Origin of the sequence: Microbacterium sp. Cr-K20, from assembly GCF_000708325.1 — a bacterium.
Classification (GTDB): Bacteria; Actinomycetota; Actinomycetes; order Actinomycetales; family Microbacteriaceae; genus Microbacterium.
Window position 1 is genome coordinate 1 of sequence record NZ_JARE01000002.1, and the last position, 13746, is coordinate 13746.

Below are 13746 nucleotides of genomic sequence, written 5' to 3' on the forward strand. Positions count from 1 at the left end.
GGCGTCGCCCACATGGGCGCCCATGCACTCGGAGCGGCGGCATACGCCGCGAAAGCCGTGGAGCTCGCGCACCCCTCGGCGCCCGAGGCACGCGCCGAAGAGGTGCGCTGGCAACTCGCCGCCCTCTCCCCCGCAGCATCCGCCGCACTGTGCGCACTCCCGCCGCTCGGCGAGGATTCCGCGGGCCCGCTCGGCCCCGGCCTGCTGGCCACCGGCACGCTGGGCGAGGTGATCCGCGAGATCCAGGCTCACCTCCGCTGACGCGTCGTCCCGAGCTTCAGCCCCGATTCAGCGTCGACCGGCCACACTGGAGGAATGCGGATCCTGGTGGTGGACGACGAGGTGCGCCTGGCCGAGGGTGTGCGCCGCGGCCTGGAAGCCGAGGGCTTCGCCGTGGACGTCGCGCACAACGGCGGCGACGGGCTCTGGCGGGCACGGGAGACGCGGTACGACGCGATCGTGCTCGACCTGATGATGCCGGGCATGAGCGGCTGGAAGGTGTGCGAGGCGCTGCGCGCCGAGGAGAACTGGACGCCCGTGCTGATGCTGACCGCCAAGGACGGCGAGTGGGACCAGGTCGAGGCGCTCGAGACCGGCGCCGACGACTACGTCACCAAGCCGTTCTCGTTCGCGATCCTCGTCGCCCGCCTCCGCGCCCTCGTGCGCCGCGGAGCCGTCGCTCGCCCCGCGGTCCTGGAAGCCGGCGACCTGCGACTCGACCCCGCCGCCCACCGCGTCTGGCGCGGCGACACCCCGATCACGCTCACCGCGCGCGAGTTCTCGGTGCTCGAGTATCTGATGCGCCACCGCGGCCAGGTGCTGTCGAAGCGCGCGCTCATCGAGGGTGTCTGGGACGACGACTTCGACGGCGACCCCAACATCGTCGAGGTCTACGTCGGGCACCTGCGCCGCAAGCTCGACAAGCCGTTCGGCCGCGAGGCGATCGAGACGATCCGCGGTGCGGGCTACCGGCTGGCGGCCGACGGTGGCTAGTCGCAGCTGGCGCTCGGTGCGCGGGAGGACCACGCTCGGGGCGACGGTCGTCGTCGCGGTGGCGTTGCTCATCGGCGCCTTCTCGTTCTACGGGGTGCTCAGCGCCAGCATCCACGGCAGCACGGAACGGGCGGCCGAGCAGCGCCTCGACGAGCTCGCCGAGCGCAGCGACGGACCGGGCCGCGGCGGGATCGACGCCCTCGAGGACGAGTTCGTGCAGCTCATCGGCGCCGACGGATCGGTGCGGGCGGCCAGCGAAGACGCCAGGGAGGCACTCGGTTCTGCGGCCCTGCCCGTGTCCGACGACCCGCAGACGCTGACCGTCGACGGGGAGCGGATGCTCGTCGTCTCGGACGACCTCGATGACGACCAGACGCTCGTGCTGGCCGTGTCCATGGACGACGACGCCGAGACCCTGACCACGGTCGCGACTCTGCTCGCCATCGCCGTGCCCCTGCTTCTGCTGCTCGTCGCGGTGACCACCTGGCTCGTGGTCGGCCGGGCGCTCCGTCCGGTCGAGCGCATCCGCGAGAAGGTCGACGGCATCACCGCCGAGCGCCTGCACCAGCGCGTGCCGGTGCCTGAGACGGCCGATGAGATCGCGGCACTCGCGACCACCATGAACGGGATGCTCGACCGACTCGATGCCGCCGCCACCGCGCAGCGACGCTTCGTGTCGGACGCCTCGCACGAGCTGCGCTCCCCGCTCGCGACCATCCGTCAGCACGCCGAGCTCGCGCAGGCACACCCGGACGTGACGAGCATCGGCGAGCTCGCGGAGGTCGTCTCGGAGGAGGGGCTGCGCCTGCAGGGCATCGTCGAGTCGCTGCTGCTGCTCGCCCGGCTCGACGAGGGTGCGAGCACGCACGACGAGGCAGTCGACCTCGACGACATCGCGCTCGGTGAGGTGCGCCGACTGCGCGCGGCCGGGTTCGATGTCGACGGCTCCGGCATCCAGGCGGCCAGGGTGAACGGTGATCCCCGTCTGCTCGGGCAGCTGGTGCGCAACCTCGCCGACAACGCCGTGCGGCACAGCCGCGGCCGGGTCGCGATCGGCGTGACCCCCTCGGGCGGTCACGTGTTCGTGACGGTCGAGGACGACGGCGCCGGCGTGCCGGCCGAGGAGCGCGACCGCATCTTCGAGCGCTTCGTCCGCCTCGACGAGGCGCGCAGCCGCGATGCCGGTGGCAGCGGACTGGGTCTCGCGATCGCGCAGGGCATCGCCGCCTCCGCTCGCGGAACGCTCGCGGTCGACGACTCCCGCTGGGGCGGCGCCCGCTTCGTCCTCACGCTGCCCCTCGGCGGCTGAGCGCTTGATCGGCCGTTCCTGAAGACCGCTTCAGGAGGCTTCAGGGAGGCTTCAGCGCCCGCGCGAGACCATCGGGACATGGACGACAAGACACCCACCCCGGACCAGACTCCCGACCAGACCCCCGCGAGCACCCCGGATGCGCAGACTGTTCCGGTCACCCCCGCTGCGGACGCGGCCACGCCGGCAGCCGGTGTCGGGCAGCACCCCACGTTCCCCGCGGCCGAGCCGGTCGCCACCCCCGCGGCATCCGCGCCGAACCCCGGGCGCAAGCGTGCACTCCTCATCGGTGGTGGCATCGCTGCGGCCGTGATCCTCGCGGGCGGCGGTATCGCGGTCGGGGCGGCCATCGGCGATGAGTTCGGCGATGACGACGACCGGCCCGCGATGTCGGACGGCCCGCGTCACGACGAGGGAGCGCCCCACGGTGATCGCGACGACCGCCGCGACGACGACGACGGCTCGTCGAACGACCGCGGTCCGGTGACCGGCATCGGCACGGCATCGGCCGACGAGCTCATCCAGATCGCGGATGCCGCACGAGGCGCCGCCGAGGGCGAGGTCACGTCGATCGACGCGAAGCGTGACGGCACCTGGGAGGTGCAGCTCACGACCGCCGACGGCACCGAGACCGACGTCCGCGTCGACGAGAACCTCGCGGCTTCCGTCATCGAGACCGATCCCGCTGACGGCGACGACACCGGCCCCGCGCTCACGCTCGACGACGCGACGATCCGCTCGCTGGTCGACGCCGCGCTCGCGGAGGCCGACGGCATGATCACCGACCTCGATGTGGACGGCGACGACGTGAGCCCCTACGACGCGTCGGTCCTCACGTCGGACAACCGCTCGATCGACATCGACTTCAGCGCCGACTTCGCGGTCGTCGGGACCGACATCGACTGAGCCGAGGGCCTCGTCCCCGGTCCGTCCTGCGACGTCCGACACGCCCGATGCCGCCGCCCCTCCCCCGGGGGCGGCGGCATCGTCATGCGCCGGGGCGGCCGCGGCGACGGCTAGCATTCAGGGATGAGCACCTCCGGACCGATCGATGACATCTCCATCGGCGGCGAAGTGATCCGCCTCGGACAGTTCCTCAAGTTCGCCGGCCTCCTCGACTCGGGCGGCGACGCCAAAGAGGTCATCATCGACGGATACGTGACCGTCAATGGCGAGGTCGATCGCCGCCGCGGACGCCAGCTGCGCGACGGCGACCTGGTGTCGTTCGAAGGCCGAACGGTGCGCGTCCGTCCCTGACGCGGGAGCTCAGCGGCCGTCGCGCGGTAGGACCTTCCGCACGGTCACGACGATCAGGACGATCAGCAGGCCGACCAGAGTCACATCGGCCACGATGTACGCGTAGTGCGCCCAGTTGGTCCCGGCGGCGGCGAGTCCCGCGATCACCAGGTCGCTGCGCTGATTCAGCACGGGGCGGATGACGGCGACCTCGACGACGTAGACGAGCCAGATCGCCCCGAGGATCCCCAGCGTCGCGCGCCCCGCCCGCGCGCGCAGGCTCACCACGGTGAGGACGATGAGAACCACTCCCGCGAGCACGTTCAACGCCGTGAACACGAGTCGCCCGATGCCCAGCCCGATCGGGATCGTGACGCCCGGCGCCAGGAACTTCAGCGGCGCCTCCAGGAATGAGATGGCGATGATCGCGCCGAGCAGGAACGCCGGCAGCAGCAGACGGAGGGCCGTGGTGGTCCGTGCCATGCCTGTCACCCTTCCCGTCGCCCACAGATGGATCCGCGTCCGACGCTACCCCGGCCCTGTGATCGAGGCGTCGCCGAGCACCGTGCTTAAGCGCTGCTCACAACCACTCGAACACCTGCTCGATGAGGATCCCGACGCCGATGACGGTCATCGCGATGCCGGCGAGGCGGGTGACCAGCGAGCTCGCGCGTGGGCGGGTACGCAGCAGGCGGCGGGCGAGCAGTCCGACCGTCGTGTAGACGACGGCGATGTTGAGCAGGTGCAGTCCGCCGAGCGCGAGCATCTGCGTCGTCGACGACCAGCCGTCCGGACTCGTGAACTGCGGCAGCAGAGCGAGCAGGAGCAGCAGCCCCTTGGGGTTGATGCCGCTCACTCCCGACCCGCGCAGGAACTGGGACCATCCGCCGGTCGCGATCGGCTCCCCGCTCTCGGCGATCGGAGCCGGTCGGCTGGCGAGCGTCGTCGCGCCGAGGAAGATCAGGTAGAGCGCCCCGACCACGGTCAGGGTCGTGAGCGTGACCGGATACGCGGTGACGAGCGCGCCGAGCCCCAGCGCAACGGCGACGATGACGACCGTGTAGCCGGCGAGCATCCCGAGGATCGACGGCGCGATCGAGCGGGCGCGCAGCCCGGCCGATATCGCGTACGCCCAGTCGGCACCGGGGGTCAGCGCGAGCATGACCGCCACCAGCCAGAACTGCATGACCAGTGCGATATCCATCGGTCCTCCTCAATCCGAGGAAGAGACTACGAAGGATCCCGCGAAAGGTGCTTCGATTCTTCGCGTACTGACGGCCGAATCCTGCAAGACTTGTCGCCATGGATGCACTTGACCGGGAGATTCTCTCGCTATTGCAGGATGACGGCCGGATGAGCGCGACGAACCTCGCTTCGCAGGTCGGTCTGAGCCTCTCGGCCTGCCATCGACGGCTCAAGGAGTTGGAACAGTCCGGGGCGATCGAGCGGTACCGCGCGGTGGTGGCTCCGAAGGCGGTCGGGCTCACGTTCGAGGCGATCGTGTTCGTGACGATCGGGCGCACCGACAAGGACACCATCGTCGCGTTCGAAGAGGCGGTCGTGGCCATCCCCGCGGTCGCCGAGGCGCAGCGCCTGTTCGGCGACCCCGACTACATGCTGCGCATCCTCACCCGGGACATGAGCGCGTACCAGGAGCTCTACGACAGCACCCTCGGGGCGCTCCCCGGCGTGCAGCGGCTCACCTCGACCATGGTGATGAAGCGCCTCGGCGCCGACCGCGCGGTGCCGATTCCCTGAGGCACCGAGCGACGTCACCGCCGGCGGACGCGCTCCGCTATCGATTCCAGTGACGCAGCTTGTCGGGGTTGCACACGATCCAGATGTTGGACAGCAGGCGTGATCGCATTTCCGCCGTGAGTGCGGCGACGACACGCTCGTCGCGGACGAGTGTGAGCCCGGGGACACCGTTGATCGATGCGGTAGCGATGAAGGTCCCCGGCGTCATCAGCGCACGCAGCTCCGCGGCAGCCGCCTCCGGCCCCGTCGCCGGCATCGGACCGGTTGGAACGTGACCGCCGCTGTCGATGACGACCTCGACCTCCGGGTGGAGCAGCGCCTGGATCGCCTCCTCGTCCAACGAGCAGAGCGCGCTCGCGAGCGACTCGACGGTGTCGACATCGGCAGCATCATGACGGCGCCGGCGCAGCCACGCCGGGTAGTGCTTGCGGGTCATGCGGTGACCGCGTTGACGTGCCCGAGCTTCTGCGGACTCATCACCCAGAGCAGCTGCAGGATGCCTTCGCTGGACGTGGTCACCGTGACCATGGTCGTGACCGTCCCGTTCTCGACGAGAGTGGCCGCGGGCTGGCCGTTCACCTGCACCCAGTCGATGGTCTTCCCGATCCAGAAGTGGTGCGCGAACGCCGCGACGAACTTCGCCACGCGACCGCGACCCATCACGGGGATACGCGCAGCCAGCTTGACGCCGTTGCCATCGGTGTAGCTGACGACATCGGCGGCGAAGAGCGCCTCGAGCTCGTGCGCATCGCCCTTCTGGGCAGCCGTGAGGAACGCCTCGAGCAGGCGGCGCTGAGCCACCGGATCGACGTGGGCGTTGCGCGCCGACGACAGGTGCGCCCGCGCCCTGCTGACGAGTTGCCTCGCGCTCACGACGCTGCTGGAGATCACCTCGGCGATACGTGGGTACGGATAGTCGAACGCCTCGCGCAGGATGTAGGCCGCCCGCTCGGTCGGCGTCAGCTTCTCCAGCGTCAGGAGGATCGCGAACTGCAGCGCTTCGGCCCGCTCGGCACCGAGCGCCGGATCGTCATCCGTGTTCACGGGCTCGGGAAGCCACGGGCCGATGTACGTCTCCCGCCGCGAATGCGACGACTGCAGCACATTGATCGAGAGCCGGGTGGTGATCGTCGTCAGGAACGCCACGGGTTCCTGGATCTTGCTGCGATCCGTGTTCTGCCAGCGGATCCACGTCTCCTGCACGATGTCTTCGGCATCGGCGACCGTGCTCAGCATCCGGTACGCGATGCCGAAGAGTCGTCGGCGGTGCGTGTCGAAGACCCGTACCGCCTCGTCGAGGTCTGCGGTCTCACCGAATCCGCTCTCGGCCATCGTCACGCCCTTCGCCCCCCTGTCCTCATCGGAGTCCTGCGACCAGGCGTCGGCCCTCTTCGTGAACCCAGGCATCGAGGGTCGTGGACGCGAGACGCAGCGGAGACCGAGGAAGCAGCAGGTCTCCGGAGATGTTGAAGCCCAGGGTAGTGGTGTCCTCGTCCTCGACGACATAGCGCGGGTCATGGTCGACGCGGAGCACGCGACTCACGAACTCGGGGAGGGCCATCTGCTCGGGGCCTCCGAAGTCGACCGCGCCGCCGAGCGGATCCCCCATCGCCAGGTCGACCAGCGCTTCGGCCACGTCGGATGCCGCGACGGGCTGTACGGGCTTCGGTGGCAGATGCACGGTGTCCTGTGCTGTGTTCCACTCCGCGATCTTCCGCGCGAAGTCGTAGAACTGCGTGGATCGGAGGATGGAGTGGGCGATCGGCCCCGACCGTACGAGGTTCTCCTGCATGCCCTTGGCGGCGAAGTATCCGTCTTCCCCGGCGTGATCCGCGCCGACGATCGACAGCACGACGTGATGCTTCACTCCCGCGCGCTCCTCCGCCTCCAGCACACGCTGCGTGGTGGTCTCGAAGAACTCGCGTGCGGCGGAGCCCGAGACGTCCGGGGCGTTGGTGACGTCGATCACGGCATCGGCGAACTCGAGCGCCGCATCGAGGCCCTGCCCCCTGCGCGCATCCACGCCGCTCGCCGGCGCAGCCACCACGACCGCCTGAGCTCGACGTTCGAGTTTCTCGACGACCATCCGGCCCACCTGGCCGGTCCCACCCAACACGACGATCCGCATCTCGCTCGCTCCGTTCCTGGGTCCCGCGCCGTGCGCGCAGGGGGTTCTCGTCAACAGTGACCGGACAGCACCTCGAAGTGTGACAACAGTCGGAGAACTTTCACGTGGCAGCCCGGATCCGTCGTCGTTCGTAGATCAGGGTCGCGGTCAGCAGGAGCGCACCGATGACGATGCCCGCGGTCTGGGCGGGCAGCTCGGAGACGGAGAAGACCCCGACGAGCGCCAGGGTCACGAGGGCACCGCCGAGTACGGCATTCACCGCGCCGACCATGCTGGCCATGGTGAACAGGAACGAGGAGCGCGCGTACCGCACCCCGAGCTCGCCGGACTGGGGCGCGTCGAGCGCGATCAGCTCGGAGCCCCGCGGATGCAGGCTGACGAAGTACTCGCGGATCCGCTCCATGCGTCGACGCGCAGTGATGTTCTCGACGCTCGTGTCGACGAGTCTCACGACCGTGAACCATCCCAGCGCGAAGATCGCCGGCAGGACGGTGAACGCGAGAATACCGATCAGGGCGGGCGAGTTCGCGGCGAACCCGATGGCCACCAGACCGCTGGACAGGGTCGACAGGTAGATGGAACTGCGCGTTCCCGCTTCGCTGATCGTCGAGCTCGCCGCCGACTGCAGCACGAACAGTTCCGTCCCGACCGCGCTGTTCAGGGCGGAGAGGTCGGGCGTCTCATCGGTCATGATTCGCGCCGTCGCTCGGCGTCGGTGAGGGAGAATGCCTGCTCGCTGATGGTCGACATGTTCACCTTCCGGGTCGTGGGGCGCGATATCGCGCTGTCGACAGCAGAGACCGGGTGGGCGCCCCGGTTGTGACAAGCCTCGAGCGAACAGCCCGTCCGAGATGTCACAGGGCGACGTGGTTCGCGGTCACATTGGCGTCCGAGAAAAGATCAGGAGAAGCAGATGGAAAGCAGTCTCAGAAGCAAAGTCGTGCTCGTGACCGGTGCGTCGTCGGGGATCGGCCGGGCCACCGCCCTCGCCCTCTCTCATGAAGGGGCGATCGTGGTCGCGGCCGGTCGTCGCGCCGATCGCCTGCAGACGCTGGTGAACGAAGCGCCGGGAGAGATGGTGGCCATGGAGCTCGACGTGACCGACCCGGATTCCGTCGACCAGGTCGTCTCCGCGGTCGTCGCCCGCTTCGGTCGGCTCGACGCCCTCGTGAACAACGCCGGTCTGATGCTCGCGGGCATGATCCTGAACGCGGACACGGACGAGTGGGTGCGGATGGTGGAGACCAACCTGCTGGGTTCGATGCGCGCCGCCCACGCCGCGCTCCCCCACCTCATCGAGTCACATGGCTCGTATGTGCAGGTGTCGTCGACGTCGGGACGCATCTCGTCGGCCGGGAACGCCGCCTACTCCGCGACGAAGTTCGGCATCACCGCGTTCGCCGAGTCCTTCCGCCAGGAGGCGACCCCGTACGGGGTGCGGACGATCGTCGTGGAGCCGGGCTTCGTCGCCACGGAGCTCGTGGACCACACCACCGACCCGGTGATGCGGGAGGCGGCCGATCGCATCGGCGAGTCGATGCGCACCCTCCAACCCGAGGACATCGCGGCGGCCGTCGTGTACGCCCTCGGACAGCCCGAGCATGTGGCCGTGAACGAGATCCTGGTGCGGCCCACCGATCAGCTGCACTGAGGACCACGGCTCCCTCCGTGTCGCGAATGGTGCGCCGCCGTCGTCCTGACGGCGGCGCACCTTCAGCTCACGGAGTCCCCGCGCCGTCCCCCGGCGGCTCGGCGACGTCGGCCACCGCCTGGGCGAACGCGTGGGGCGCCTCGGCCGGGAGGTGATGCCCCGCGTGTGGGATACGTCGATGCTCGCGCGGCCCGGTGAACAGGTGGGACTGCGGCGTGCCGTCGGTCGCGGGGAAGTTGCCGTCTGCCAGACCATCCATCGTGATCGTCGGCACGCTGATGGGCGGGGCCGACGCCAGTACGCGCTCGAGCTCTTCGTACTTCGGCGCCCCGGCCGCCAGCCCGAGCCGATGTCGGTAGGAGTGGATCACGACGTCGACGTAGTCGGGGTTGTCGAACGCGGCGGCGGCTCGATCCATCTCGGCGTCGCCGAAGACCCATTCCGGCGAATTTCGGCGCCAGATCACGTCGGCGATCTCGCGTCGGTTGGCGTCGAGCCCTCCGCGTCCGCGATCGGTGGCGAAGTACCAGAAGTACCAGAATCCGGCTTCCAGGTCGGGGCGTATCGGCGTCTGCGAGGCCGCGATGTTCTGGATGAGATACCCGTTCACCGAGACGAGGCCCGAGATCCGCTCGGGCCACAGCGCCGCGACGACACAGGCGGCGCGACCGCCCCAGTCGTACCCGGCGAGCACCGGCTCGTCCAGCTCGAGGGCGTCGATGAACGCCAGGAGGTCGGACCCGAGCGCCGCTTGCTCTCCGGTCCGAGGCGCGTCCTGATCGCGGAACCGGGTGCCGCCGTGGCCGCGCAGATACGGGACGATCGCCCGGTATCCGGCTTCGACGAGCATCGGCGCGACTTCGACATAACTGTGCACGTCGTACGGGTAGCCGTGCAGGAGCACGACGGGATCCGCCTGCGGGTCGCCGAGGTCGAAGTAGGCGACGGAGAGGTCTCCCGCATCGACACGGCTGGCGGCGGGAAACGCGGAGGGGGCAGTGGTCATGGTCATTCCTTCTCTGGCCGATGGTGCGGCGCCCCGCACCGCGGTGGCAGTGCGGGGCGCCGCGGTCGTGTCAGGCCGCGCTCGACGTCTGGCTCGCGACGTACGCCTTGCCGGCGGAGGCGATGACCTCGGCGACGATGTCGGGGTTCGACACCAGGGCGGCGTGCGATGCCCCCGCGATCTCGCGCGTCGCCCGAGACGACGCACGCTCCGCACCGGCGCGGAAGACGGCGAGGGGGATGTTGAGGTCCTGGTCGCCGAACACGTGCCAGGAGGGGATGCCCTTCCAGGCCGGGTTCGCGGCGGTGACCGCATCCGAGAGCGCCGCCTCGGTGACGGGCCGCTGGGTCGCGGCCATGAGGGCGGCGACATCCTCCGCCACATCTGCCGCGAACTGGTGGTGGAAGGCTTCCGTGCGAATGGCGAACTCGTTGCCACCGGTCGTCACGGGGTACGCGGTGAGGGTGTCGCCGAGGGTGCTTCCCGGCGCGCTCGTCGACAGGTCGAACGCGCTCTGGCCGGTCTCCGGGACGAACGCCGAGACGTAGACGAGACCGACGACGGCGGGGTTGTCGGCCGCAGCCTCGGTGATCACGATGCCGCCGTAGGAGTGGCCGACGAGGATCACGGGTCCGCCGATGGAGGCGATCACATCGCGCACGTAGGCGGCATCGACGGCGAGGCTGCGCAGCGGGTTCGCGGCGGCGACGACCGTCACGCCGTGGCTCTGCAGCCGGCTGATGACGCCGTTCCAGGACGCGGATTCGGCGAACGCGCCGTGGACGAGGACGATGGTGGGCTTTTCCGTGGACATGGTTTCTTCTTTCTTCGGGGGCGGGGTGGGTGGTGCGGGGTCAGGCGACGGTCAGGGCTTTGCGGAGCACGTGGATGGCCTGCTCGATGGCGGCCGTCGTGGCGGCGGAGCTGCGCAGCGGGTTGAGCATCATGAAGTCGTGGAGGGTGCCGTCGTAGCGCACGAGGGCCGTCCGCACGCCGGCCTCGATGAGCTTGCGACCGTATGCCTCACCCTCGTCGCGGAGCACATCGTTCTCGTCGACGATGAGGAGGGTCTCCGGCAGCCCCTCGAGTTCGCTGATCGGGGCGCGCAGCGGGGAGGCGGTCACGTCCTTGCGGGCTCCCACATCGGGCAGGTAGCAGTCCCAGAACCACGCCATCGCGTCGGCGCGCAGGTGGTATCCCTCGGCGTACTCGCGGTAGCTCCCGGTGTTCTGGCCGGCATCGGTGACCGGGTAGTACAGCGACTGGTGCAGGAAGACGACGTCACCGCGCCGCTTGGCGAGGATCGCGACCACCGCGGCCATGTTCCCGCCGACCGAGTCGCCGGCGATGGCGAGTCGTGAGGCGTCGAGGCCCTTGATCGCGCCCTCGTTCATGATCCACCGCGCGGTGGCATAGACCTGCTCGATGGCGACGGGGTGGTGCGCCTCCGGCGAGCGCTCGTATTCGACGAAGACGATCGCCGCCTGCACACCGTTCGCGAGCTCGCGAACCAGACGGTCATGCGTGCCGGAGTTGCCCAGCACCCAGCCGCCGCCGTGGACGTAGAGCACGACGGGGAGCTCCCCGGTCGTGCCGACGGGCTTGACGATGCGCACCTGCACGTCGCCGACCTCCGCGCGGACGGTGACCCACTCGTCGGTGACGTCGGCTTTCGCGATGGGCCCGGCCTGGACGTCGTCCAGCAGTGTGCGCGCGCCGTCGACGCCGAGGTCGGCGAGGAACGGAAGCTTTCCTGCGGCTTCGGCGAATGCCCGGGCTTCGGGCTCGAGAACATGGTCGGTCATGGCAGATCCTTTCGTGGGGTGCGAGCCGGTCCGGATCGTCACCGATCATGGGCTCTTGCAAGCCAGGACCAGGTGAGGCCGAAGAATGTGACGACATCTTCGGAGCCGGTCCGCCGCCCGTCGGTCGGTGTCACAACGCGAGCGGCTGCGCGGTCATGTTCGTACGGAGAGGATCCGGAACCGGCATCGGCAACGAGGGAGAGACATGCGAATCACGGTCATCGGCGGAACAGGACTGATCGGCACGAGGCTCGTCCGCACGCTGCGAACGAGCGGGCACGATGTCATCTCCGCCGCTCGCGCCACCGGCGTCAACTCGTACACCGGCGAAGGGCTGGAGGATGCTCTGGTCGGCGCGGACGTCGTCGTCGACGTCTCGAACTCGTCGTACACCGACGAGGAGGCCGCCCGCGACTTCTTCTACACCTCGACGATGAACCTGCTCACCTACGGCGAGGCCGCCGGAGTCCGCCATCACGTCGCACTCTCCGTCGTCGGCACCGACCGTCTGGCCCGTGCGGAGGGCGGTTACTTCGTGGCGAAAGAACAGCAGGAGCGGATGATCGTCGAGTCGCGACGCCCATACTCCCTCGTGCACGCCACCCAGTTCTTCGAGTTCATCCGCAACATCACCGACCAGGCGGCGCGCAGCGGCGCCGTCCGTGTCGCGGATGTGCTCGTGCAGCCGATGGCCGCCGACGATGTCGCCGAAGCGGTCGCTCGCACGGCCGTCGGCGAACCGCTCTTCGGCATGGTGGAGTTCGGCGGTCCGGAGGTCTTCAGCCTCGAACAGATCGCCGCCCAGGATCTCCGGGCCCGGCAGGACGAGCGTGAAGTGGTCGCGGACCCTCTCGGCACCTATTTCGGAGCGCGTCTGCAGAACCGCGATCTACTCCCCGAAGCGACCGCGACGATCGCTCCCACGAGGTACCACGAGTGGCGTATCGCGGCGACCGTCTGAAGACCAGACCGTGCGCGATGGCATCCGTCACAACGAGGGCTGCCACTCGGTCATAGCTGATGGGCACCCCTTCGGCGCCCCGGAAAGGAAGGCATGAAATGGCAAAGATCGTCGTCATCGGAGGAACCGGCCTCATCGGTTCGAAGGTCGTCGCGAAGCTGAGCGAGCACGGCCACGAGGCCGTCGCCGCCTCTCCCAACACCGGCGTCAACTCGCTCACCGGCGAAGGACTCGCCGAGGTCCTGGTCGGCGCGAACACGGTCGTCGACGTGTCCAACTCGCCGTCGTTCGAGGCCCAGGACGTCCTGAAGTTCTTCACCACCTCCACGCGCAACCTGCTGGCAGCCGAGGCGGAGGCGGGCGTGACCCACCACGTCGCGCTCACCATCGTGGGCACGAACCGCCCGCAGCACATCGACTACTTCGCCGCGAAGGTGGCGCAGGAGCAGCTCATCCGTGAGTCGGGCATCCCGTACTCCCTCGTGCACGCCACGCAGTTCTTCGAGTTCGTCGGCAGCATCGCCGATATCTCGACGGAGGGCGACACTGTGAGCCTGCCGGGCGCGCTGATCCAGCCCATCGCAGCCGAGGACGTGGCGACCGCCGTCGCGCGCGCTGCGGCGGGCGAACCGGCCGGCGACTTCGAGATCGCGGGCCCCGAGGCCATGGGCATGGACGAGTTCGCCCGGCGCGCGCTGACGTTCCGTGGCGACGCCCGCACGGTGGTCCGCGACGACACCGCTCCGTACTACGGCGCCGTGATCGAGGAGCGCACCCTCATCCCCGTCGAGGGCGCGCACATCTTCGAGACGACTCTCGAACAGTGGCTGCCGCTGAACCCGCCCCGCAAGTAACAGACCGCACCACGTAGCGGGCACCCTCCTCGACCGAGAAGGGTG

At 69.3% G+C, this 13746-nt stretch carries 18 protein-coding genes; 9 read left to right on the forward strand and 9 right to left on the reverse strand.

Going from position 1 to position 13746, the window contains the following annotated elements:
- The 5 genes from GZ67_RS20690 to GZ67_RS0100195 form a co-directional block, all read left to right on the forward strand.
- On the forward strand, positions 1-261 hold a 261-nt coding region (locus tag GZ67_RS20690; protein ID WP_029273723.1), incomplete at its 5' end, for a putative immunity protein.
- Positions 262-315: 54 nt separating this feature from the next.
- Positions 316-993: a response regulator transcription factor gene (locus tag GZ67_RS0100180; protein ID WP_029264305.1), complete on the forward strand. Its 678-nt coding sequence runs from the start codon at positions 316-318 to the stop codon at positions 991-993.
- The gene (locus GZ67_RS0100185; RefSeq protein WP_029264304.1) at positions 986-2302 is read left to right on the forward strand and encodes a HAMP domain-containing sensor histidine kinase; all 1317 of its coding nucleotides are present in this window, start codon (positions 986-988) and stop codon (positions 2300-2302) included. The genes GZ67_RS0100180 and GZ67_RS0100185 overlap by 8 nt, the downstream gene beginning before the upstream one ends.
- A 78-nt stretch (positions 2303-2380) precedes the next feature.
- Positions 2381-3208: a PepSY domain-containing protein gene (locus tag GZ67_RS0100190; RefSeq protein ID WP_029264303.1), complete on the forward strand. Its 828-nt coding sequence runs from the start codon at positions 2381-2383 to the stop codon at positions 3206-3208.
- A 123-nt stretch (positions 3209-3331) separates the two neighbouring features.
- Positions 3332-3559, forward strand: a complete 228-nt coding sequence (locus GZ67_RS0100195; protein ID WP_029264302.1) for an RNA-binding S4 domain-containing protein — start codon at positions 3332-3334, stop codon at positions 3557-3559.
- Positions 3560-3568: 9 nt separating this feature from the next.
- Here the strand turns inward: GZ67_RS0100195 and GZ67_RS0100200 are convergent, their stop codons facing one another.
- Together GZ67_RS0100200 and GZ67_RS0100205 are read right to left on the reverse strand one after the other, a co-directional pair.
- Positions 3569-4021 (reverse strand): hypothetical protein, encoded by a 453-nt coding sequence (locus GZ67_RS0100200; protein WP_029264301.1) that lies wholly within the window; start codon positions 4019-4021, stop codon positions 3569-3571.
- Positions 4022-4118: 97 nt separating this feature from the next.
- Positions 4119-4742, reverse strand: coding sequence for a LysE family translocator (locus GZ67_RS0100205; RefSeq protein ID WP_029264300.1), 624 nt, complete (start codon positions 4740-4742; stop codon positions 4119-4121).
- 98 nt (positions 4743-4840) lie between these two features.
- Between GZ67_RS0100205 and GZ67_RS0100210 the strand changes: the two genes are divergently transcribed.
- Entirely contained in the window at positions 4841-5296 is a 456-nt protein-coding gene (locus GZ67_RS0100210; RefSeq protein WP_029264299.1) for an Lrp/AsnC family transcriptional regulator, read from the forward strand.
- Between the two features lie 37 nt (positions 5297-5333).
- Here the strand turns inward: GZ67_RS0100210 and GZ67_RS0100215 are convergent, their stop codons facing one another.
- The 4 genes from GZ67_RS0100215 to GZ67_RS0100230 form a co-directional block, all read right to left on the reverse strand.
- A complete protein-coding gene (locus GZ67_RS0100215) occupies positions 5334-5732 on the reverse strand; it encodes a hypothetical protein (protein ID WP_051662217.1) in 399 nt (132 codons plus the stop codon).
- Entirely contained in the window at positions 5729-6628 is a 900-nt protein-coding gene (locus tag GZ67_RS0100220) for an RNA polymerase sigma-70 factor (RefSeq protein ID WP_029264297.1), read from the reverse strand. Before GZ67_RS0100220 ends, GZ67_RS0100215 begins: the two co-directional genes overlap by 4 nt.
- Positions 6629-6653: 25 nt before the next feature.
- On the reverse strand, positions 6654-7424 hold the full coding sequence (locus GZ67_RS0100225) for an SDR family oxidoreductase (RefSeq protein ID WP_029264296.1): 771 nt from the start codon (positions 7422-7424) through the stop codon (positions 6654-6656).
- A gap of 100 nt (positions 7425-7524) precedes the next feature.
- A complete protein-coding gene (locus GZ67_RS0100230; RefSeq protein WP_029264295.1) occupies positions 7525-8115 on the reverse strand; it encodes a hypothetical protein in 591 nt (196 codons plus the stop codon).
- Positions 8116-8337: 222 nt separating this feature from the next.
- On the opposite strand from GZ67_RS0100230, the gene GZ67_RS0100240 reads away from it, so the two are divergent.
- A complete protein-coding gene (locus tag GZ67_RS0100240; RefSeq protein WP_029264294.1) occupies positions 8338-9075 on the forward strand; it encodes an SDR family oxidoreductase in 738 nt (245 codons plus the stop codon).
- A gap of 67 nt (positions 9076-9142) precedes the next feature.
- Here the strand turns inward: GZ67_RS0100240 and GZ67_RS0100245 are convergent, their stop codons facing one another.
- From GZ67_RS0100245 to GZ67_RS0100255, 3 genes are all read right to left on the reverse strand, one after another.
- Entirely contained in the window at positions 9143-10081 is a 939-nt protein-coding gene (locus tag GZ67_RS0100245) for an alpha/beta fold hydrolase (RefSeq protein WP_051662218.1), read from the reverse strand.
- A gap of 70 nt (positions 10082-10151) precedes the next feature.
- Positions 10152-10895 (reverse strand): alpha/beta fold hydrolase, encoded by a 744-nt coding sequence (locus GZ67_RS0100250; protein WP_029264292.1) that lies wholly within the window; start codon positions 10893-10895, stop codon positions 10152-10154.
- A 40-nt stretch (positions 10896-10935) separates the two neighbouring features.
- Positions 10936-11886 (reverse strand): alpha/beta hydrolase, encoded by a 951-nt coding sequence (locus GZ67_RS0100255; protein ID WP_029264291.1) that lies wholly within the window; start codon positions 11884-11886, stop codon positions 10936-10938.
- A 205-nt stretch (positions 11887-12091) separates the two neighbouring features.
- Between GZ67_RS0100255 and GZ67_RS0100260 the strand changes: the two genes are divergently transcribed.
- A complete protein-coding gene (locus tag GZ67_RS0100260) occupies positions 12092-12847 on the forward strand; it encodes an SDR family oxidoreductase (protein WP_029264290.1) in 756 nt (251 codons plus the stop codon).
- 98 nt (positions 12848-12945) lie between these two features.
- Positions 12946-13701 (forward strand): SDR family oxidoreductase, encoded by a 756-nt coding sequence (locus GZ67_RS0100265; RefSeq protein WP_029264289.1) that lies wholly within the window; start codon positions 12946-12948, stop codon positions 13699-13701.
- The last annotated feature ends 45 nt before the right edge of the window (positions 13702-13746 follow it).